This is a genomic window from Photobacterium sp. GB-50 (assembly GCF_003026755.1).
In the GTDB taxonomy this organism is placed as follows: domain Bacteria; phylum Pseudomonadota; class Gammaproteobacteria; order Enterobacterales; family Vibrionaceae; genus Photobacterium.
This window is the reverse complement of record NZ_PYNX01000004.1, coordinates 290,888-311,673: the sequence shown is the minus strand read 5'-3', so window position 1 is coordinate 311,673 and position 20,786 is coordinate 290,888. Positions and strand designations below refer to the sequence as shown.

The window sequence follows — 20,786 nt, the reverse complement described above, 5'->3', positions numbered from 1 at the left end:
CTGAAGCAAAACACGAAATCACTCGATATATTATTGGTTATTACAGCCAATTACGACCACATCAATATAATGGCGGATTAACACCGAATGAATCAGAACGATTATATTGGTTAACCTCTAAAACCGTGGCTAGTATTTGTTGACCACTACAGCTGACTATATTTTTTCTTTGTGTTAGATATTGCTATATACGGTAGCCTTGCTCCATCAACTGAAATAAAGTCATCTATATCATTTACAGATATTATATTTTTAAACTCACTACCACCACCTTTTATTATACAAGGGTTAGATGGTAGGCCGTGACTATCAGTATTTCTGTTTAAAAGGATATCAATTATTTTTTTCATTCTCTTGTCCTTTAACTTGATTTATAACATCAGTGGAAAATGTAAAAGCATTGTAAAAAAAATAAGCAAGAATCGAAAATGAAATACAGAAATAAACGTTTTGAACGTTATTAGTTAAATCGTACTTATACATATAAGATATAATTAGAATTGAAATTGGATTTAAAAATAGGCTCCAAAAAGTCAATGATGATAGATACATGGACTTTTTGTCTTTCGGTATGTTATTTACACGAATAGTAGTTATGTTTATAACAATTAATGGTAGCCCAAGCCCCCCTAAAAACAACATTGCAGGTGCCATATAAACGTTATCTCCAGAACCAAACGACAGCATAAGAGCTAATAAAAATAACCCAATAAGAATTGCTTGCTTATCAGGAATTTTGTTTGAAATAAATTTGTTAGCAATGAATATCCCTAATCCGAAAAGCATATCTAACAAAACAACAAACTCAGGAATTGGATAAATTCCATTTGCAGCATTGTGTGGTAATGAAACCATGAAAAATGGAGTCATAAGTAAATTAATCACAGCTAAGGTGGGAATAAAGACCTTTTCGTATTTTATTGATAATGAGTTGAACAAACTCGTAAAAGTATCGCTAAACTTTACCCTGTCAAGTGATTTTACATTAGGTATATTTATTAATGCATACTCTTTTATAAAAAAAGCAATACTTAGAAGAACAGTACTTATTATGACCGTATTTAAGCTACCAAAAGATATAGTAGTTAGCATTCCTATTATCGGAGATAGAAATATTTTATAAGACGCAAAAATAGATCCAACCCTGAATGCAACTTTAGACCTACTACCATACCTGTCATGCAGTAAAGATGTTGTGTTTGTTGGGAGTATACTCACTACACCACCTAACAATAAACATGTAACTACTGATACAATCATTTGCAAAGTTGATTCAAGAACAATCAAGGCAGTTAACGCAAGTAAGCAACAAATAAAAGCGGAAATGTAACAATAGTTATATACCGTTTTTCTTCCAAATTTATCGGGTAAATATGAACTAAATGGCATTAAATATATCTCAAAAGTCCTAAATGCCATGTATGTAATACCACTTAATATAGTATCATCAGATAAGTAAAACCACAGAAATGAGAATATTATCGCATCGACTGATATCCTAAGCATCATATTACTCAAAAAAAAGGCATACACATTTTTCTTCATTTTATAAAAGAACATTCGTGAGTTCCTGTTTTCAAGTTTATGTGCTCAGCGCAAGCCTTAGCTCTAATGCCTGATTTACAAATAAAGGCAGCACCTATGAATTCCTTCGGGTCATCATTATTCATAATTTTTGTTCATTTGGTTTGATTTGTTTTGCATATTCAATCTTCAGTATTGTTAAAAAATGTAATTGAAATTTAATTTACTGTAAATAAATTAAATCTTAGAGCAACTATAGGCAACAAAATGTAACTTCAAGACTATAACAACAATTGCAGCGACTTTAATAACGCGGTGTGATTCACGTCATGAAATTAGCTTACTTTGTGTTCAGAAAGCACTAAATATCATTACGTTATATTATTCGTGAGTGTTCTGCTCTTGCAAAGTTCATTATGGGGTGGTTAATTATTGAACAGCATGGTTAAGGTTATAATTATTTCGGATGAAAAACATACAATAGTACTTAACATACGAAGAACAATGTTAATTGATTACCGACGAGAAAAGTTACTTCAAGTTATGAAGAGCATTGACCGCATTTGAAGTTAAAAGAACAATCCGTAAAGAGCATATTGTCTATCTCAACGATAGTCAGCATTCAATCGATGATGATCGATGTTTAGTGATTCAAGAGGCAGTGGCACTGAGCAGTGATAATGACACCCTCTATCAAAGCTTACGAGGTACCATTTATTTCGGGCTGCTGGGCTTAGATATCACTAAAGATGATTAGTAGATAATTCGCCAGTGTAAAAGCCACGTTCAAAGACGTACTCAATAAACCGGCACCAAGGATAAATGGATACTGTTTGTCAGATTCTTCCCGATATAGATCTTGCCGTTTGGGTATGTGATTTTGTAGATAACCTTGCTATTACTATCAATATTGATCTTCAACTAAGCTGGCTACTCATGAGCTTCTAACATTAGAAAATGTTGGTCAATATGAACATCGTCGTTTGGTGAGGAGCATCTACTCTACGTTTTGGGGCAATTCCGAGTTAGATGAATTAGTAATTCATTGTGAATTACTAATTCATAATGTCGAAAGACATCTTCAGCATGACGAATGTTGCTGTATCTCTCCTCTTTAACTTCAATTCGCAAGAAACCGAGACTACCAAAGAAACACACCTTCTTTACTTACAGCCACCAAAAAGCCAGCGAGTAACAAGCAAAATAGTTATTACACATTTAGATGTGCTAACCACCTAATACACTCTTTATTTTTGCCATAATAATTGCGTCTTATTGATTTTTTATACTAAAAATAACAATGACATATTGATGATAATTATTTAATTTTATTTATACTTAACATGTTTAAACTCCATTATTTTGCATTGTTCAATTATCAATAAACAACGTAAATATAATCATACATAACAGAAGGGATACGAATGTTTAATTTTCCAAAAATACTGAAATGGGTATTTAGCTTGGCTTTACTGCTCCAACTGACCGGCTGCGGTATTAATACAATTCCCATGCTCGATGAACAAGTAAATGCAGACTGGGCACAAGTTGAAAATAATTACCAACGTCGCGCTGATTTGATCCCGAACCTTGTCGCAACGGTGAAAGGCTATGCTAGCCATGAAAAAGACACATTAACTGCCGTTACAGAAGCGCGCGCAAAGGTATCTTCAATGCAGGTTACTCCTGAAACAATAGATAACCCTGAAGCATTTAAAAAGTTTGAAGCAGCCCAAGGACAATTAAGTAGTGCGCTATCTCGTTTAATGGTTGTGTCTGAGCGTTATCCTGATTTAAAAGCTAATGAGCAATTTATTACACTGCAAGCGCAACTTGAAGGCACAGAAAACCGTATTGCCGTTGCTCGTCGTGATTACATTAATAGCGTTAAAGCCTTTAATACAGAAATTCGTACTTTCCCAGGTCGTTTCTGGCATTGGATCATGTATAGCGATTTAACGGTTAAACCAAACTTCTCAGCAACGACACCCAATGCTGATGTTGCACCTAAGGTAGCATTCTAATGATAAAAAAAGTCCTGTATTTTACCGGACTCTTGTTGCTAGTTAGCCAAGTTTGCTTTGCACAACCCACCTTCCCAAAACTCACGGGACGTGTGGTGGATGATGCGCATATTCTTAATGCTTCGCAAATCAAACAACTAGAGCAACTGCTTGCGAATGAAGAGAAACAATCTTCAAACCAAGTCGTTGTTGTTACCATTCCATCAACAGATGGGATCCCTATTGCCGATTACGGGTATCAACTCGGTCGTAAATGGGGTATTGGCAATAAAGAGCATGACAACGGTGTGCTATTAATTGTTGCCTATAACGACAAGAAAATCCGGATTGAAGTCGGTTATGGCTTAGAAGGCGCACTGCCAGATGCGACAGCTATTAGTATTATCAACCACGAAATAAAACCTGAGTTTAAATCAGGCCAATTTGCCAAAGGGATTGAAAATGGCGTATTAGCGATCCTTGGGGCAATTAAAGGTGAATATAAGCCTGTGGTTCAAGAAGAAAAACCGTCTTATGATCTTTACCTATTCATACTCTTTGTCATCGTGATTCAAATTATCGCCTTTAGCCGACGTAGAAGTCATCGTTCACAATATTACCGTCGTAATGGTGATGTATTCACCAGTGGTGGTTTTGGTTCGGGAAATTCCCCTCGCTCTGGCGGAAATGGTGGCGGCTTTGGCGGAGGCAGCAGTGGTGGAGGTTTTAGTGGCGGCGGTGGTGGCTTTGGTGGCGGCGGCGCATCAGGAGGATGGTAAATATGAAGTTATTTACTAATGAACAACTAGAAACAATCAGCCAAGCAATTGGTGAAATTGAAAAAACAACCGATGCTGAATTAATGACTGTTGTGGCGACTAAAGCCGACGACTATTATTTTGTACCGACATTATGGGCTGCAATTATTGCGTTATTTATTCCCGCCCTACTCAATTTCTTACCTTTTTGGTTAGAGTTAAACGACGTTCTATTATGTCAGTTAGTCGGCTTTATCGCGTTTACCTTGTTATTTAGGATCCCTGCGATTAAATATCGTCTGGTGCCAAAAGCAGTGAAACATCGTCGTGCTAGCCTAGTGGCAAGAGAGCAATTTCTCGCCAATGGTATTCATCGCACCAAGCAGCATTTAGGGGTGATGATTTTTGTGTGTGAAGCCGAACATTACGTTGAAATATTAACGGACTTCGGTATTAGTGAACAAATCAGTGATGAAGCATGGCGCTCTATTGTTGCTGATTTCACAACCAATGTTCGCGCAGGAAAAACCTATGAAGGCTTTCTGCAGTGCTTAGAGCAATCAAGCAAGTTACTGGCTAATGCTTATCCATTAACTGAAAATAAAAATGAGTTACCTAATTGCTTAGTCGTGATTAGTTAATCTCAAATACCACACCCCAAAGGCGCTCACTGAGCGCCTTTTTTATCACTATACTTTATGGAAAAATGAATATTGTTGATGAAAAAGCGTATCCATTTTCTGCGCGGAGGTATTTATCATATCTGTCGCTTCAGCAAAGTGGTATTGCTCGTCAGCAGGATGAGATAACACAATATCGTCAATGGTTACCTTCATCTTATTTTGATATTGAGAATGGTAGGCCACTTCTGTGGTTAGCTCAATGTTCACATTCGTATCAAAATAGGCGGTTTCTAATCGCATTTTTTCATGTGCCGGTAGCGTTTCATTGGCTTCTTTTACCATTTGACTCAGCTCTTGCTTCACATCCGTTGTTATCTGATCTGTGTACGTCATGATCATCAAGATGGGCATCTTATTATCTGCATCTGTAATCGTAACTGTCGTCGTTAACTGTTCATCGTAAACGTCACCTAACCTAACTTCACCACTTGGTTTGTTAAGAATATTTTGTGAGGTCAGCAACGGGTAAAAAGATTGTCCGCCTATTACGATAGCACCAACAACAATTCCTAAAACTATAATCCATGTGCTCTTCATAAAAAGACATACTATCAATTAGTTATATTTCTTATATTAGTCTCTAGCAAAGCTCATTTCGTGAGTGAAATCACGTTATTTCGTTTTTATGAACCACAACTGACTATATGATCAAAAAACACATGGTTTATCTTGTAAATTTATAATAAAACCAATGCGTTAGCTTTTTTCTATATAATTAAAATCTTCAATTACAATTCTCTCTATTTCATATAAGAAAAAATAGCAGCTACGATATTACTTTTTATCTTAATTCTTCGATTTTAATTCTAAGGATTGAAAAATAGAGAAATACCCCAAGATATAGGATGTAAGCAGAGCATAATAAAACTATAAATGCATTCTTATCGCGTTTATTCATGCCTAAATCTGTCTTAAAAAATAACAAAAATACAACACCTTATGGTAATCGTTGTATCCTATTTTAAATTTTCTTTTATGCTCAATGAAAAGAAGATACTTGGAAGGACATTATTGTGAATACAAAAACAACAAACGTGGTTCATGCGTCTTCATTTAAAGCGCCAGTCGCAAAGAAAGTACCACATGAAATGACCATCCATAATGATACACGTACTGATAATTACTATTGGATGCGTGATGATAAACGCTGTGATCCTGAGATCATTGCGCATCTTAACGCTGAAAATGCTTACACCGATGCTGTAATGGCGCATACAGAAGCATTACAACAGCAGCTATTTAAAGAAATTAAAGGCCGTATTGTAAAAGATGATAATTCAGTCCCTGTAAAACAAGGCAATTACTTCTATTCCAGCGAAATAACGGGTGATAATGAATATCCTGTTTCAGTTCGAGCAGACGATTTTGCAGGAACGAATAAAACCGTATTGCTTGATATTAACGAACTGGCTAAAAATCACGAGTATTACAATGTATCAAGCCTAAGTGTAAGCCAAGATGAAAATTTACTGGCTTATGGTGAAGATACTGTTAGCCGTCGTATTTACACCATCAAAGTAAAAAACCTGACTACGGGTGAATACCTTGCTGATGAAATCACAGGCGCCAGTGGATCTATTGCGTGGCAGAACGATAATAAAGCGTTTTATTACATCAAGAAAGATCCGCAAACCTTATTGGGGTATCAAGTATTCCGTCACCAATTAGGTACAAACCAGACTGAAGACGTGTTGATTTTTGAAGAAAAAGATCAAACGTTTTATACCTCGATAGGTAAAAGTAAAGATAACGAATTGGTGTATATTTGGCATTCAAGCACTGAAACCAGTGCTGTTTCTATTATCGATGCTAACGATCCAAACGCTACGGCAAAACCATTCTTAGCGCGTGAAGAAGGCTTAGAGTACAGTATTTCGAAACTTGGGCAGCAATTTTACGTGTTGACCAATTATAAGGCTGTTAACTTCCGCTTAATGAAAGTTGATACCGATCAAATCGGTGATAAGTCAAAATGGCAAGATGTAATAGCACCTGCTGAAGGTGTGATGCTAGAAGATTACGAATTATTTGATAACTACCTTGTATATCAGCAACGTTCAAATGGTTTAACCCATGTGACTGTACGTCAATTAGATACCAATGAAGAGCGTGAATTACACTTTAATGATGAAGCATTCACCGCTTTCTTCTATGGCAATAAAGAACTTAATACCAATAAGCTCCGCCTTTACTATTCAAGTATGACAACGCCAGCATCTCACTTTGATATCAACCTTGATAACAGTGAGTTCGACCTTTTAAAACAGGCTGAAGTACTAGGCGATTTTGAAGCAAGCAACTATCAATCAGAGCGATTAATGATCAACGCTCGTGACGGTAAACAGGTACCTGTTTCTTTGGTTTACCGTAAAGATTTATTTAAAAAAGATGGCACCAATCCGCTTTACCAATATGGTTACGGTTCTTATGGTTCAACCATTGATCCTAGTTTTTCATCATCACGTTTAAGCTTGCTTGATCGTGGTTTTGTCTATGCTATCGCGCATATTCGCGGCTCTGAAATGCTAGGTCGCCCTTGGTATGAAGATGGAAAGAAACTCACCAAGCAAAACACCTTCAATGATTTTATTGATGTAACAAAAGCACTTATCAAACAAGGTTACGGTGCGAAAGATAAAATCTTTGCTGTGGGTGGCTCTGCAGGCGGTTTGTTAATGGGCGCTATTGCTAACCAAGCGCCTGAATTATATTGCGGTATTGCAGCGCAAGTGCCATTTGTTGATGTGGTAACGACCATGCTGGATGAGTCTATTCCATTAACGACAAACGAATATGACGAATGGGGTAACCCTAATCAGAAAGAGTATTACGAGTACATGTTAAGTTACTCGCCATACGATAATGTGGGTCAGCACGACTACCCAAACATGCTTGTGACAACAGGGCTACATGATTCACAAGTGCAATATTTTGAGCCAATGAAATGGGTAGCAAAACTGCGTGAGATGAAGACAGACAACAATCGTTTACTGTTTAAAACCGATATGGAAGCTGGTCACGGCGGTGCATCAGGTCGTTTTAAAGCACTCCACGAAGATGCATTGGAATATGCTTTCTTCATCGACCTTTTAAACGAAAAAATGACTAAATGAAAAGTCACTAATCTAAGCAAATAGGTATCATCGCATGAATATTATGGCGTGTTCGCGAGTGAAATAATCACCGAACACGCCATATTCTTTGCATTAATGTAAATAAGCTTTAGATTGAGTGTTCATGTCACGATTCCCTATCTCACCCTACTCACGACCTCTCACCTAACTCAATGCAGGGCTAAACTTCGTCCACCCCATCAGTAACAAACAAGCAAAGAAAGCCCAAACTAATGCAGCCAATGATAGTGTCCAAACTAATTCATATTTATAACTAAAGTAATAAACAGCAATGAGATATGCCGCATAAGGGATTAGTGAATACAGTCCAAATAATGCAGTAACACGCAAATCTGCCATGGTGCGCTCTGTGCCAATAATATAGTGGGCAATTAAAGCAAAGGTGGGAAATAAAGGCACTAAACCAGAGATATAAAAGCTCTTACTTTTAGAAAGTAACGCAATGAGCAAAACGGCAAAAGCCCCTAACAAACACTTGAAAAATAGCGCTACCATCGATGATCTTCCTTTATCAGATCGCAGTGATCACTTATTAGATAGCAGCAATTTACCTTAAAATTCTAAACAAGAGTTAATAGAAAAATGTTACACCTTATTAACTGTTTAAATACGCTTTGCACGCAATGCTTGAGCAATACAGAACTTAGCCACCAACTTATGAAAAGGTTTAATGAACGCCATGTATAAACATCCAGATCGTGTTTTTAAATTCACCAATGTTGAAACCGCATATTCTTTTTCAGAGAGCTTCAACACGGATAACCACATATCCATATTTTTATCATAAGCTGCTGCAACTACCTCCGCTTCCGATACCGACTCAAATACAAGAAAACCAGCTTGCTTACCTGTGGCTATTTGTTCTTTCGGTAACGACATTTCCGTTGCGCCCGCTGAAAACCCCAGCCAACCCATGATCTTATTTCTTATTTTCATTGCAATAATCACAGGCTTTGGTAAATGGGCAAAAATAGCATAATACACATCAATGGCATTTAAGTGCTGTTGGCTAATATTGACCGAAAAGGAATCACGATAATATCGTCCTTTTTCATTGCCTAAGATCCCTGTTGAACTCGGAAAAGTGATTTCTTTGATCATTGTAAGCTCTCCCTAATGAATGTATCTCTACATTAGCAATGTATTTCATTTCCGGATACTTTAGATTAGTAGTGCGAGCGCACATTCCTAAATAATATTCACAATTAGCCTACATCATCGTAATTACACTTGTTCACCTTGGTCCTTTGATCCCGTCCTAACACTTAAATAAACTGTTTTTTCTTGGCAGCATGGGAATACTCTTAAGTCATATTGGATTGCTGCACCTTTAATGAAGTATTAACTGCACCACACTTTCGTGCTGTCATGATTTACCTACACATATATTACAAGCAGGATGAATGTATAGCTCTCTCTTCATCACTCATTTCGAATTCAAACAATTAAGTTTCAGGTGGTTGAACTTTGCAAACATATTAATATACGTGTTAAATAACAGACAAACTTTAACTAAAAAACAGCCATTAATTAACTTTTCATTGGTAGTGAATAAACATTAATCTACTTTATAACACCTGCCACCTGTTACAGGTAGAAACACTTTTTTCATAAAAAGCTATAAAAACAACGCTATTGTTTTTATAAATGAATAAAACCTCAATAATGTTGAATATGATTAACAATGAAAATACTAGATTTCAAATATTAACATTCCGTTCAGCCTTTATTAAACAAACACTGTTTAATTTGTAATTTATATTTAAGTCTTATTAATAGAAAAATATCCATAATTAAAAATATAAATATCTACAAGGTTTATCAAAATGTCTCATTTAGCCATCACATCAAACACGGTATTTAAGCGTGGATCATTTTTATCCAACATGCTTTATCCAAACATCAAAGGAATGGATAAAATAAGAAAAAAATTTCGTCTCTATTGCTGGTGCGTTTTCTCACCCAAAGTTACTGATGAAGTCATGGGCTACTTCGATAACCCATTACTTCAACAATTAATCACGATATATCCGTCATTTATTGAAAAACCACTTAAGCCATATGGCTGTGTGGCATGGGATAAAAAACAAAGAATGCAGATGTTGAAAAAACATCTTCAATTTATGCTGAACAACTTTTCTTCAAAACTTTTAAATATATACCAGCATGAAGGTCTTAAGTTATCTCAAATAACAGATAAAAATGACAACGTTTACAATATCTATCTTGATGCTGGTTACTCAAGAGAAGGATCACTGGGTCTCACGCTCACAGATAGTAACAACAAGCAATTATATTGTATTAGTTTTACCGTTAATCAAGATCAAAGCCATTTACATATTGGTGCTTTACAAGGCCCAGACAGTGATATTGAGAACCGTCAAGAACTCATCAAAGAGTTAACAAAAGGACTATATGGCTTACGTCCTAAGGCATTAATGGTGGAATTAGCTCTCATTTTTGCTGATGTTTATCAATTAAAAAACATTACCGCTGTCAGTAATAAAGGTCACATTTATCAAGCACTCCGTTATATCGGTTCAAAACGTCATGCGGTTAGCTGTGACTATGACCAGATCTGGCAAGAATATCAGGGTGTTAAAGAAAGTAACGTAACCTATAAATTACCTTTATTACCAGAGCGAAAAGACTTGAGCACACTCAATCGTAATAAACGCAAGCTGTATAAAAACCGTTATCAGTGGCTGGATGAATTAAAACAAACATTACCGTTAGCACTTAAATCGGTAAATTAATAAAGTAAATATGAATGATAGTCGTCTTTATTACTCATGTTTCTAATCTTATTTAATTAAAAAAATTAGCGTAAAATGACCATAAACAGAAAAACCGCTCACAAGGAGCGGTCTTTATGTCGATGGGTGTGCGAACCATCAATTATTAATTATCAATTCAGGAAATTTAGCTAGATAAATAATGAGGAAATCATATATCAAACTACACTCCTCTTCAAACAGATATAACGCGCTATTTAATTGAATAATCAACTACTTTTAAAAAACGTGATCATTTTTAAAAGTTCAAGGTTACGTACTAGAAAAAAGGGTGATAAATGACAGACATAGAAAAGTCGTTATGTAATCAAATAAACATTTAGTAAACTGAAGTATCTAGATTAACGTTCCGTTATCGTATCCCGTTAAACATTCTTTTGTAACAGCGTGCGGATAAGTAATAGCATTAAGCTAATACTTTAAAATTTTACAACTTCTCACTAAATTTACCACACTGGTTACATTTATAACCATGTTGATATGTAAACAAAGGGAAACCTAGCACAATAAACATTAAAAATGCTGGGCGCTTACCTTTCGTATAAGTCACTACATCATGACTACCGCAATAAGCACAATGTTCATGCTCGTTATCATAAGGTGGTATTTGTTCTTCTAACGCATCAGAAAAATCACTTTCAAGTAGCACTCTCGCTGACTCTATATCTTTTTCTTCTACCAACAAACGCACTCCCCCCATTGCATTAGAATAAAGCCATTGCGTATTGACCGTAAATTCGTCAGCAAGGCAACAGTGAATACCGGCACTTTCTAGATTGGCTTTCGCTATATGCGCTTCATGGGCAAAAGAAAATCGCTCTACAACAACCATATGTCCTCCTAACTTAGGTGTACGACACTTAATTTTCAATCTGCTATAAAAAAGCTCTGATCATTAATCAGAGCTTAATTTTACCTTTAGCAACTAAACCTAACCTGTCTGCTAATGATTTTTATTTACATCACCTAGCTTTAACCAAGTATTGATCACAGTATCCGGGTTTAGTGAAACAGAACTAATACCTTGCTCCATTAACCATTTTGCTAAATCATCATGATCTGATGGTCCTTGACCACAAATACCGACGTACTTGCCCGCTTTCGTTGCTGCGTCAATCGCCATTTTCAGCATAGCTTTAACCGCAGGGTTACGCTCATCAAAGAGATGCGCAACATCACCAGAATCACGATCCAAACCTAGCGTTAACTGAGTCATGTCATTTGAACCAATGGAGAAACCATCAAAGTACTTTAAGAAATCATCCGCTAATACAGCATTTGATGGCAGTTCACACATCATGATCACTTTCAAACCTTGATCGCCTCGGCGTAAATCATTTTTTGCCAGTAACTCAATCACAGATGCAGCTTCACTCGGCGTACGTACAAACGGGATCATAATTTCAACGTTCTTTAACCCCATTTCATTACGAACACGTTTCATCGCTTGTGTTTCAAGTTCAAAGCAATCTTCAAATACCGGTGATATATAACGAGAAGCACCACGGAAACCCAACATAGGGTTTTCTTCATGGGGTTCAAATTCTTTACCACCAATTAAATTACTGTACTCATTCGATTTGAAATCAGACATACGAACAATCACACGCTTAGGCCAGAACGCTGCAGCAATGGTAGAAATGCCTTCGGTTAACTTGCTAACATAAAAATCAATAGGATCGTTATAGCCCTTAATTTTCTCTCGAATTTGCGCTTTTAACTCGTCACTTTGTGCATCAAAGTTCAATAATGCTTTCGGGTGAATACCAATCATTTTATTGATGATAAATTCTAAACGCGCTAAACCTACGCCTTCATTCGGTAATTGTGCAAAATCAAACGCACGCTCTGGATTACCGACGTTCATCATCACTTTAGTTGGTAATATTGGTAATTCATCTACCTCAGAGCGTCGAACTTCATAGTTCAATTCGCCTTGGTAAACATAACCTGTTTCACCTTCTGCACATGAAGCGGTAATAACAGCACCATCTATTAATATTTCTGTAGCGTTACCACACCCTACAATCGCAGGGATACCCAATTCACGGGCAATAATGGCAGCATGGCAAGTACGACCGCCACGGTTAGTAATAATCGCAGAAGCACGTTTCATCACAGGTTCCCAGTCAGGATCTGTCATATCAGTAACGAGTACATCCCCTTCTTGTACCAGTGACATTTGATCAAGCGAATCAACCAGGCGTACTTTACCGCTACCAATACGTTGACCAATCGCGCGACCTTCTAATAACACATCTGCTTTATTGTTCAGCTCATAGCGTTCAATTACGTTTTGAGATCCTTGCGAACACACTGTTTCTGGGCGTGCTTGAACAATGTACAGCTTGCCATCAATACCATCTTTCGCCCATTCAATGTCCATCGGACGTTGATAGTGCTTTTCAATGATCATTGCTTGTTTAGCAAGCTCTTTAATCTCTTCATCATTAATCGAGAACTGATATTGTTCTTCATCTGTGGTATCTACAATGTCTACTTGTTTACCAATTTCTTGATTATCAGAGTAGATCATCTTGATGAGTTTTGAACCAAAGTTCTTTCTTACTATTGGTGCATGCCCAGCTTCTAACATTGGTTTATGGACATAAAATTCATCAGGGTTAACTGCCCCCTGAACCACCATTTCACCTAAGCCCCAAGAAGAGGTAATAAACACCACTTGATCAAAGCCTGATTCAGTATCAAGCGTAAACATCACCCCTGACGCTGCTTTATCAGAGCGCACCATGCGCTGAATACCTGCAGACAGTGCAATACCCTTATGATCAAAACCTTGGTGAACGCGATAAGAAATGGCGCGATCATTAAATAGCGAGGCATAAACGTGTTTCGTTGCCTCTAAAACGGCATCAACACCTTTTACATTAAGAAATGTTTCTTGTTGACCCGCAAAGGAAGCATCAGGTAAATCTTCAGCGGTTGCAGACGATCGAACCGCAACGGAAAGTGCTTGGTTACCATCAATCAATTCAAGGTAATCACGACGGATACTCTGTTCTAATTCAACAGGAAATGGCGCAGCTAAAATCCAGTTACGGATTGTCGCCCCAGTGCGCTGAAGTGCTTCAACATCATTAACATCAAGAGCGCCAAGCAAATCGTAAATACGATTATTTAGCCCTTCATACTCTAAAAACTCATGGAATGCGTAAGAGGTAGTCGCGAATCCGTTAGGAACAGACACTCCCGCATTTGAAAGGTTTGATACCATTTCACCAAGCGAGGCATTTTTTCCGCCAACTTGGTTCACATCATTCATTGATAAAGTGTTGAACCAAAGGGTGTACTTTTGCATGTGTATCTCCGAAATAATTCAGCTACCAACTAAAAGCAATCGTTTGCGTTGCTGCGTAAAAAAAACCACTTTTTCGTCAGGTTGTGGCATTAGTTACAGAACGTACGACGACTTTTCTATACTTTATTCACATCTTATCTCAAAAATAAATCCTTATTTGAACTTATTATGCATCACAAAATTGAAACTCGTGACGTGTTCTACATTTCTGATGGAACCGCCATAACATGTCAAACCGTTGGTCATGCTGTCCTTGCGCAGTTTCCATTAAAAGTCAATGAGCAGACTTTTCCTTTTACTGAAAATGGGCACAAGGTCGCTGAAGTGGTAAAAGAGATAGAGCGATCTTTTTTAGCGACGGGAGAAAAGCCTTTAGTTTTCTTCTCTATGGTCGTACCTGAAATTAAACAACAGCTATTGTCAGCCAATGCACTGTTCTACGATGTATTACAAACCATGGTTAATTTTGTTGCCGACGATCTACAGCTAGAGCCCAAGCCACAATTGCAACGCTCACACAGTGTTGGTAAGGATCAAGACGGTTATTTTGATCGAATAGCGGCTATCGAATACACCCTTTCCCACGATGACGGTATTTCTCTTCGTGGTTTAGAGGAAGCTGATTTGATATTACTTGGCGTATCACGCAGTGGGAAAACGCCCACCAGCCTTTATATGGCAATGCAATTTGGTTTAAGAGTGGTGAACTACCCATTTATTGCCGAAGATCTTGCCAAACTTCGTTTACTGCCTGAATTTGAAATACATAGACATAAGCTTTTTGGCTTAACTATAGATCCAGAAAGATTGACAGAAATCCGCAACAACCGTCTCGCCAATAGTGATTATGCCAGTGAAAGCCAATGTGAGTCTGAACTGTTCAGTGTAGAGAGTTTATTTCGCAGAGAAGCGATCCCCTATATCAATACATCCAGCATGTCCGTCGAAGAGATCTCAACCAGAATATTAGAAAGAACAGGATTAAAACGCCGTCTGTTTTAGCCCTTCATTGAAGGCAAAGAAAATAAAGCTCTGAATACATACACGTGAACAGAGCTCTTATTTATTCAATTACAACGCGTTAGCTGAGATTTTTTATTGAGAGTAATATGCATTAATAACAGTTACTTGCAAATATCCCACTCTCTAACACATCAAAAAATCACTTTTTAAAATAGGTTGAAGGCTCAGGTAAAACAGGTGGTGTGCTATCCATATATGTTAAAAAATGCATCCAAATATCATGCGTTCTTTCTTTGGTTAATTGAGTTTTACAATCCAATGCCATGACATTACGAATAGTTCCCTCACGCCATTGGGTGTAAACCGCATTACATTGCGCTTTCATATACACTTCCCAATCTTTTTGCGCTTGCTCTATCGCCTTCACTAACTCGGGATCTTTTTTATTGTGCTCAACGCTGGCAGCTAAATATTTGGACAATTCATCTTGTGCAGAGGCTAGCGTTAACGAGGCACAATCATTAATTTCCAACGTGTTACGTGGGTTATCGCAATCTAATACTTTTTTGGCTGCAAAAGATGGGAACGACAAACAAACAAATATAATTAGCCAGTACTTTTTCATCGATAAGCCTCATTTAAATATAAGCAACAAGTGTTAACAAAGAGATTAGCTCAATTATAGCGTTATGAATCTACTCTTCCCGAAAATACATCTAGCAACGGGCCCCTTCTGGCACAATTATGGGTAAATCTGTACAACCGAAATCAACACCAAACTGACTCAATAGACAGGTCATTTGACCGCGATGATGCGTTTGGTGATTAAAAATATGCTGACAAAACTCACCAACATAACGTTCAATGATCTGACCATCTGTTGTTGTATATCTCACGATTTCATTACAGGTTGCTGCGGTAAATCCCTTTGTTATATCAATATACACAGCATCAACTAACGAACGTAATTGTGATAGTTCGTCCATTGTTGTTACGAATGTATCATTAATCCTTTTCGCTACAGGTAACTGCTCTAGGATTTCCGAATTAACCTCAACAATATTATTAGCAATTAAACGTCGCAGCATAATTAAGTCGCCAAACAGAATATGATTCCAATGCGCCATTACAGTTGGAAAAAATGCATTGGTATTTTGAAACAGTTGTTCATCTGTAAGCTGTTTACATGCATTTAAAAGCTGATTATTCATCCGCTGATTGTATATTGCCAACATTCTAAAATTTGAGGATAAATCCATTTTTGCCTCTTATTATCATGACTTATTTATTAAAAAGTACCACTCAGAAAATTAAGCTACTGATATGTGATTTTGTTATAACACTTTTACCAAAAAGTACGTTTTATGCCCTTTGGGCGAATCATCAATTTCGCCATAGACTTTAAATCCCAGCTTTTCATAAAACGGTTTTGCTTGAAAATCTAACGTCTCAGTACGTATTTGTGTTAATTGTTTTTCTTTCGCTAACGCCACTAATTGTTCGATAAGTTGAGAGCCTACACCATGCCCACGCGTTTCTTCCGACAACCAAAGCAACTCCAATACGCAATAACTCCACACCACACTTGCTTGCAGCCCACCGACATATTCACCTTGATCATTCTGCGCCATAATCGCAAAACGTAAACCTGATTCAAACTCTCCATCACTCGGTAAATACGTTGCGTTAAAAGCGCTGATACCATCACTTATCACTTGTAATTGATGCTCAGAGGGTTGAACAGATACTTCAATTTTCAATGTTTGCTCCAATGACGATAAAGAAAATATTAACGCGAAGAAATTAGCATGAAAATTATCTTAATGCTTTGGGTTATCGGCTATTCTGCGACGTCAGTTAGCATCATTAATAACAAGTAAAAACACGATTTCAGTGTAATCAGTTATTAAAAAAGAAATCGCTAATAAAAAAGCACTCAATTGAGTGCTTTTTTAATTAATGGGTTTGTTTTGCCTTAACTATCTTTTCCGCTAATTCGGCAAACCCATATCCCCCATTTTCTGTCGTAATAAATTGGGGATGATGAATTAACTTAGGTAATAATGCGCGGATATTATTAACCCCAAACGTTAATGGCAGCCATGCAAACATACCTTCATCATTTAAAGAATCGCCGACATAACTGACTTCAGTTAGATCACGGTTTTCATCTGGTGCAAATTGCGTTAAGTAAGCTTCACTCGTTTGCTGTTTACTATGATTACCGACCCAAGCATTAATATGAATTGAGCTTTGTGTTGCATGAACTCTCTGCCCTTCAATATCAAGATGCTTTATCTTTTCAAGAATGTTTTTCGTCACATCCGAAGGTAACGGCAGTCTATCTTGTGCAATATTGACGGCAACATCACAAAATCGAAAAGGCTGGTCAAGGCTCAAACTTACATCTGGATAATCCAGTAACAGACTCTCAATCGCATGGCTCAGTGTTTGTTGTTCTCTTTTCATCATCTCAGCGTTACGAATATAGTGTGTCGTAAAACCTTGCTGATCTTTACGCATCCAAAACGCGCCATTTTCACCAATGACACCATGTAAAGGCCATAACTTTGCCATTTGATCGCACCAACCGGCACAGGCACCCGTTACAGCAATAACGTTAACACCAACGGCTTCAAGCTTACTTAATGCTTGTAACGTCTCGGGCGGTAACTTACCTTCCCACGTTAACGTATCATCGACATCTGTCAGTAACCATTTCAGCTTTTTCAACTGATGAACATCAACTTTGTCCAATGACTCAACCATTCACCACTCCAAGAATCACTTCTTCATTTTGTTTGAAGTGATCATAAGGTATGCGCTTTGAAGTGTCACAATCAAATAAGTGGATATTTTCAGGTTTAATATTTACACCTAAGCTATCGCCCATTTTAATTGGGCTATGCCCTTCTACTCGTAAAACGAGCTGTTGCGATTGGGGCTCTTGTGTCTGGCAATAAAGCAATAAGTCAGCCCCTAATGCTTCAATAAACTCGACTTCAACGTTAAACCAAGGCTGCTCATTAACGATTTGTAGATGTTCTGGACGCAGCCCAAGCTTCACTTTCTTTTGCTCTAAAAAATTTGCTGATAGTGATTTTACACGGCCATTTAGCTCAATACCTTGAGACGTCATATTCGCATCAAGAATGTTCATTGAAGGAGAGCCAATAAATGTCGCAACGAACAAGGAGGCTGGGTTGTCATAAATTTCTATCGGTGTCCCCACTTGCTCGACGTTACCTTTGTTCAACACCACTAACTTATCAGCCAGTGTCATTGCTTCTACCTGATCATGCGTAACATATACTGATGTCGTCCCAAGGCGACGTTGTAGCTTTTTGATTTCAAGGCGCATTTGAACACGTAACTTAGCGTCGAGATTTGATAATGGCTCATCAAACAGGAACACTTTTGGGTGCCTTACAATAGCTCGTCCCATAGCGACGCGCTGACGTTGGCCTCCCGATAATTGATTAGGCTTGCGATCCAATAAATGATCAAGCTCTAACATGGTCGCCGCTTCATTGACTAATCGTTCAATCTCGTGTTTTGGCGTTTTACGGTTACGTAAACCATAAGCCATATTATTAAATACTGTCATGTGCGGATATAAGGCATAGTTTTGAAAAACCATCGCAATATCACGCTCACCTGGTTCGAGATCATTGACCCGTGTCGTATCTATGCTTAAATCACCTGATGATATTTCTTCAAGCCCTGCAATCATTCGAAGCAATGTTGATTTACCACAACCACTTGGACCAACTAATACCACCATTTCACCGTCTGAAATATCAAGGTTCAGTTCATGAATTGCTTTAAAACCATTAGGGTAAGATTTCGCAATTTTATTAAGCGTTAAAGTAGACATTTATTTCTCCGAATCAACTAGGCCTTTAACAAAGGCTTTTTGCATTGCTATAACAACAATGACTGGTGGTAGCATTGCGATAATCGTGGTTGCCATAATTTTGTTCCATTCAATAACACCATCAACCACGCCCGTCATTTGCTTGATCGCCATGACGATAGTGAAATAATGGGTATCCGTCGTGATCAATAACGGCCATAAATATTGGTTCCAACCGTAGATAAAAGTGATCACAAATAAAGCTGCGATATTGGTGCGTGATAATGGTAATAAAATATCGAAAAAGAATTTTATGGGACCTGCACCATCAATCCGTGCGGCTTCAACGAGTTCATTGGGAATCGTTAAAAAGAACTGCCTAAATAAGAACGTCGCTGTTGCACTGGCAATTAATGGAATGGTTAAGCCTGAAAATGAATTCAACATCCCCAAATTACTGATCACCTCAAACGTCGGCATAATACGCACTTCAACAGGCAACATCAGGGTGAAAAAGATCAACCAAAAAGCAATCATCCTGCCACGAAAACGGAAGAAAACCACCGCATAAGCAGACATAATAGAGATTGTTAATTTACCCACAGTGATACACAGCGCCATAATAAACGAGTTAAGTAATAGCCCATTTATGGATAAAGACTTATCACTAAAAGCCGTATGTCCACTCAGTAAATCTTTAAAAACACTGAACCCAAGATCACCAAACCATAACGGAGTACTAGTCGCGAAATCATGATTCTCATGTGTCGTTGCCACGATTGCTAACCATACTGGTAACGCGATAGAAATCACGCCAAGTATCAGCAAAAGATGACAACAAAAATTAAAAAGAGGTCTTCTTTCTACCATTAGTACGCTACCTTCTTTTCAACATACTTAAATTGAATAACCGTTAATAAAGCCACCAATATCATTAGGATCACCGACTGTGCCGCAGAGCCACCTAAATCTAATCCGATGAAGCCATCATTAAAGACCTTATAAACCAAGGTTGAGGTGCTATTACTTGGCCCGCCTTGTGTCATCGCATGAATGATCGCGAAGGTATCAAAAAAGGCGTACACAAAATTGACGACTAATAAGAAAAAGCTCGTTGGGGAGATCAGTGGGAAACTGATCGTTAAGAAACGCTTAATAGGGCCACTGCCATCGATAGCTGCGGCTTCATGTAATGATTTAGGAACTGATTGCAGTGCCGCTAAGAAGAACAGAAAGTTATAACTAATTTGCTTCCAAGTCGAAGTAATGATCACCATCCACATCGCATGGCTGCCATTGAGTTTAGGGTTCCAATCTACGCCCAAGAAATGCAGCATATCGGTAAACACACCAATCGTTGGATCAAATAAAAATAGCCACAATGAACCAGCAACAGCCGGTGCTACAGCGTAAGGCCAAATTAAGAATGTTCGATAGGCTAATGAACCACGGATAATTTGCTCAGCTAATGCCGATAATATTAACGCACAAACTAATGCTAATACGGCAACACTAATACTGAACTGGAGCGTCGTAAAAAAAGCATCTAAATAATTAGGATCATGAAACAGGTTCATGAAGTTTTCGAGACCAACAAATTCTTGGCTCATACCAAAAGCATCTTCAAGTAGAGATGATTGATAAATCGCTTGTCCTGCCGGCCAAATAAAGAACACAAACGTGATCAGAAGTTGGGGCGCAATAAGGAAAAACGGAAGCCATTTGTTTTTAAATACAACAGGGGATGACAT

22 protein-coding genes and 1 pseudogene are annotated in these 20,786 nt (G+C 37.7%); 9 read left to right on the top strand and 14 right to left on the bottom strand.

Annotation, left to right across the window (positions count from 1 at the left end):
• Window positions 1-143, top strand: a pseudogene (locus C9J41_RS08685) (IS3 family transposase); the annotation flags it as partial.
• Between the two features lie 3 nt (window positions 144-146).
• Here the strand turns inward: C9J41_RS08685 and C9J41_RS08680 are convergent.
• Window positions 147-350: a hypothetical protein gene (locus C9J41_RS08680; protein ID WP_107294465.1), complete on the bottom strand. Its 204-nt coding sequence runs from the start codon at window positions 348-350 to the stop codon at window positions 147-149.
• Entirely contained in the window at window positions 334-1,560 is a 1,227-nt protein-coding gene (locus C9J41_RS08675) for an MFS transporter (RefSeq protein ID WP_107247245.1), read from the bottom strand. The genes C9J41_RS08680 and C9J41_RS08675 overlap by 17 nt, the downstream gene beginning before the upstream one ends.
• Window positions 1,561-2,077: 517 nt before the next feature.
• On the opposite strand from C9J41_RS08675, the gene C9J41_RS08670 reads away from it, so the two are divergent.
• The 5 genes from C9J41_RS08670 (at window position 2,078) to C9J41_RS08655 (ending at window position 4,926) form a co-directional block, all read left to right on the top strand.
• Complete coding sequence (locus C9J41_RS08670) at window positions 2,078-2,281, top strand: hypothetical protein (protein ID WP_107206832.1); 204 nt, start codon at window positions 2,078-2,080, stop codon at window positions 2,279-2,281.
• A gap of 65 nt (window positions 2,282-2,346) precedes the next feature.
• On the top strand, window positions 2,347-2,472 hold the full coding sequence (locus C9J41_RS22110) for a hypothetical protein (RefSeq protein WP_255418314.1): 126 nt from the start codon (window positions 2,347-2,349) through the stop codon (window positions 2,470-2,472).
• A gap of 476 nt (window positions 2,473-2,948) precedes the next feature.
• Window positions 2,949-3,548 (top strand): LemA family protein, encoded by a 600-nt coding sequence (locus C9J41_RS08665; RefSeq protein ID WP_107206831.1) that lies wholly within the window; start codon window positions 2,949-2,951, stop codon window positions 3,546-3,548.
• Complete coding sequence (locus tag C9J41_RS08660) at window positions 3,548-4,306, top strand: YgcG family protein (protein WP_107261631.1); 759 nt, start codon at window positions 3,548-3,550, stop codon at window positions 4,304-4,306. The genes C9J41_RS08665 and C9J41_RS08660 overlap by 1 nt, the downstream gene beginning before the upstream one ends.
• A gap of 2 nt (window positions 4,307-4,308) precedes the next feature.
• The gene (locus C9J41_RS08655; RefSeq protein ID WP_107247242.1) at window positions 4,309-4,926 is read left to right on the top strand and encodes a TPM domain-containing protein; all 618 of its coding nucleotides are present in this window, start codon (window positions 4,309-4,311) and stop codon (window positions 4,924-4,926) included.
• Window positions 4,927-4,974: 48 nt separating this feature from the next.
• Here the strand turns inward: C9J41_RS08655 and C9J41_RS08650 are convergent, their stop codons facing one another.
• The gene (locus C9J41_RS08650; RefSeq protein WP_107294464.1) at window positions 4,975-5,505 is read right to left on the bottom strand and encodes a hypothetical protein; all 531 of its coding nucleotides are present in this window, start codon (window positions 5,503-5,505) and stop codon (window positions 4,975-4,977) included.
• Window positions 5,506-5,981: 476 nt separating this feature from the next.
• On the opposite strand from C9J41_RS08650, the gene C9J41_RS08645 reads away from it, so the two are divergent.
• Window positions 5,982-8,081: a S9 family peptidase gene (locus C9J41_RS08645; protein ID WP_107294463.1), complete on the top strand. Its 2,100-nt coding sequence runs from the start codon at window positions 5,982-5,984 to the stop codon at window positions 8,079-8,081.
• Between the two features lie 165 nt (window positions 8,082-8,246).
• Here C9J41_RS08645 and C9J41_RS08640 read toward each other — a convergent pair whose 3' ends face one another.
• Together C9J41_RS08640 and C9J41_RS08635 are read right to left on the bottom strand one after the other, a co-directional pair.
• A complete protein-coding gene (locus C9J41_RS08640) occupies window positions 8,247-8,597 on the bottom strand; it encodes a GlpM family protein (RefSeq protein ID WP_107206825.1) in 351 nt (116 codons plus the stop codon).
• Window positions 8,598-8,705: 108 nt separating this feature from the next.
• Complete coding sequence (locus tag C9J41_RS08635; protein ID WP_107247240.1) at window positions 8,706-9,203, bottom strand: DUF2867 domain-containing protein; 498 nt, start codon at window positions 9,201-9,203, stop codon at window positions 8,706-8,708.
• Between the two features lie 725 nt (window positions 9,204-9,928).
• Between C9J41_RS08635 and C9J41_RS08630 the strand changes: the two genes are divergently transcribed.
• Window positions 9,929-10,858: a VirK/YbjX family protein gene (locus C9J41_RS08630; RefSeq protein ID WP_107294462.1), complete on the top strand. Its 930-nt coding sequence runs from the start codon at window positions 9,929-9,931 to the stop codon at window positions 10,856-10,858.
• A 466-nt stretch (window positions 10,859-11,324) separates the two neighbouring features.
• On the opposite strand, the gene C9J41_RS08625 is transcribed toward C9J41_RS08630, so the two are convergent.
• Both C9J41_RS08625 and ppsA read right to left on the bottom strand, forming a co-directional pair.
• Window positions 11,325-11,729: a DUF2007 domain-containing protein gene (locus C9J41_RS08625; RefSeq protein WP_107294461.1), complete on the bottom strand. Its 405-nt coding sequence runs from the start codon at window positions 11,727-11,729 to the stop codon at window positions 11,325-11,327.
• Between the two features lie 111 nt (window positions 11,730-11,840).
• Window positions 11,841-14,216: a phosphoenolpyruvate synthase gene (gene ppsA, locus C9J41_RS08620; protein ID WP_107291225.1), complete on the bottom strand. Its 2,376-nt coding sequence runs from the start codon at window positions 14,214-14,216 to the stop codon at window positions 11,841-11,843.
• A 168-nt stretch (window positions 14,217-14,384) separates the two neighbouring features.
• On the opposite strand from ppsA, the gene C9J41_RS08615 reads away from it, so the two are divergent.
• On the top strand, window positions 14,385-15,218 hold the full coding sequence (locus C9J41_RS08615; RefSeq protein ID WP_107206820.1) for a pyruvate, water dikinase regulatory protein: 834 nt from the start codon (window positions 14,385-14,387) through the stop codon (window positions 15,216-15,218).
• Between the two features lie 160 nt (window positions 15,219-15,378).
• Here the strand turns inward: C9J41_RS08615 and C9J41_RS08610 are convergent, their stop codons facing one another.
• From C9J41_RS08610 to ugpA, 7 genes are all read right to left on the bottom strand, one after another.
• Window positions 15,379-15,804: a lysozyme inhibitor LprI family protein gene (locus tag C9J41_RS08610; RefSeq protein ID WP_107206819.1), complete on the bottom strand. Its 426-nt coding sequence runs from the start codon at window positions 15,802-15,804 to the stop codon at window positions 15,379-15,381.
• 91 nt (window positions 15,805-15,895) lie between these two features.
• Window positions 15,896-16,438 carry a DinB family protein gene (locus C9J41_RS08605; protein ID WP_107206818.1) on the bottom strand — a complete coding sequence of 181 codons (543 nt, stop codon included), beginning with the start codon at window positions 16,436-16,438 and terminating at the stop codon, window positions 15,896-15,898.
• Between the two features lie 75 nt (window positions 16,439-16,513).
• Complete coding sequence (locus C9J41_RS08600) at window positions 16,514-16,939, bottom strand: N-acetyltransferase (RefSeq protein ID WP_107206817.1); 426 nt, start codon at window positions 16,937-16,939, stop codon at window positions 16,514-16,516.
• 196 nt (window positions 16,940-17,135) lie between these two features.
• On the bottom strand, window positions 17,136-17,948 hold the full coding sequence (locus C9J41_RS08595; RefSeq protein WP_107287798.1) for an HAD-IIB family hydrolase: 813 nt from the start codon (window positions 17,946-17,948) through the stop codon (window positions 17,136-17,138).
• Window positions 17,941-19,056, bottom strand: a complete 1,116-nt coding sequence (locus C9J41_RS08590; protein WP_107294460.1) for a sn-glycerol-3-phosphate import ATP-binding protein UgpC — start codon at window positions 19,054-19,056, stop codon at window positions 17,941-17,943. The genes C9J41_RS08595 and C9J41_RS08590 overlap by 8 nt, the downstream gene beginning before the upstream one ends.
• Window positions 19,057-19,905 carry a sn-glycerol-3-phosphate ABC transporter permease UgpE gene (gene ugpE, locus C9J41_RS08585; RefSeq protein ID WP_107294459.1) on the bottom strand — a complete coding sequence of 283 codons (849 nt, stop codon included), beginning with the start codon at window positions 19,903-19,905 and terminating at the stop codon, window positions 19,057-19,059.
• The gene (gene ugpA / locus C9J41_RS08580) at window positions 19,905-20,786 is read right to left on the bottom strand and encodes a sn-glycerol-3-phosphate ABC transporter permease UgpA (protein WP_045082377.1); all 882 of its coding nucleotides are present in this window, start codon (window positions 20,784-20,786) and stop codon (window positions 19,905-19,907) included. The genes ugpE and ugpA overlap by 1 nt, the downstream gene beginning before the upstream one ends.

Excerpts from the sequence above, each read along its gene's own strand:
- C9J41_RS08650 (WP_107294464.1), bottom strand. The coding sequence starts at position 5,505 with ATGAAGAGCACATGGATTATAGTTTTAGGAATTGTTGTTGGTGCTATC.
- ppsA (WP_107291225.1), bottom strand. The coding sequence starts at position 14,216 with ATGCAAAAGTACACCCTTTGGTTCAACACTTTATCAATGAATGATGTG.
- C9J41_RS08625 (WP_107294461.1), bottom strand. The coding sequence starts at position 11,729 with ATGGTTGTTGTAGAGCGATTTTCTTTTGCCCATGAAGCGCATATAGCG.
- C9J41_RS08615 (WP_107206820.1), top strand. The coding sequence starts at position 14,385 with ATGCATCACAAAATTGAAACTCGTGACGTGTTCTACATTTCTGATGGA.
- ugpA (WP_045082377.1), bottom strand. The coding sequence starts at position 20,786 with ATGTCATCCCCTGTTGTATTTAAAAACAAATGGCTTCCGTTTTTCCTT.
- C9J41_RS08610 (WP_107206819.1), bottom strand. The coding sequence starts at position 15,804 with ATGAAAAAGTACTGGCTAATTATATTTGTTTGTTTGTCGTTCCCATCT.
- C9J41_RS08675 (WP_107247245.1), bottom strand. The coding sequence starts at position 1,560 with ATGTTCTTTTATAAAATGAAGAAAAATGTGTATGCCTTTTTTTTGAGT.
- C9J41_RS08595 (WP_107287798.1), bottom strand. The coding sequence starts at position 17,948 with ATGGTTGAGTCATTGGACAAAGTTGATGTTCATCAGTTGAAAAAGCTG.
- ugpE (WP_107294459.1), bottom strand. The coding sequence starts at position 19,905 with ATGGTAGAAAGAAGACCTCTTTTTAATTTTTGTTGTCATCTTTTGCTG.
- C9J41_RS08640 (WP_107206825.1), bottom strand. The coding sequence starts at position 8,597 with ATGGTAGCGCTATTTTTCAAGTGTTTGTTAGGGGCTTTTGCCGTTTTG.
- C9J41_RS08655 (WP_107247242.1), top strand. The coding sequence starts at position 4,309 with ATGAAGTTATTTACTAATGAACAACTAGAAACAATCAGCCAAGCAATT.
- C9J41_RS08590 (WP_107294460.1), bottom strand. The coding sequence starts at position 19,056 with ATGTCTACTTTAACGCTTAATAAAATTGCGAAATCTTACCCTAATGGT.
- C9J41_RS08630 (WP_107294462.1), top strand. The coding sequence starts at position 9,929 with ATGTCTCATTTAGCCATCACATCAAACACGGTATTTAAGCGTGGATCA.
- C9J41_RS08635 (WP_107247240.1), bottom strand. The coding sequence starts at position 9,203 with ATGATCAAAGAAATCACTTTTCCGAGTTCAACAGGGATCTTAGGCAAT.
- C9J41_RS22110 (WP_255418314.1), top strand. The coding sequence starts at position 2,347 with ATGGATACTGTTTGTCAGATTCTTCCCGATATAGATCTTGCCGTTTGG.
- C9J41_RS08680 (WP_107294465.1), bottom strand. The coding sequence starts at position 350 with ATGAAAAAAATAATTGATATCCTTTTAAACAGAAATACTGATAGTCAC.
- C9J41_RS08665 (WP_107206831.1), top strand. The coding sequence starts at position 2,949 with ATGTTTAATTTTCCAAAAATACTGAAATGGGTATTTAGCTTGGCTTTA.
- C9J41_RS08605 (WP_107206818.1), bottom strand. The coding sequence starts at position 16,438 with ATGGATTTATCCTCAAATTTTAGAATGTTGGCAATATACAATCAGCGG.
- C9J41_RS08660 (WP_107261631.1), top strand. The coding sequence starts at position 3,548 with ATGATAAAAAAAGTCCTGTATTTTACCGGACTCTTGTTGCTAGTTAGC.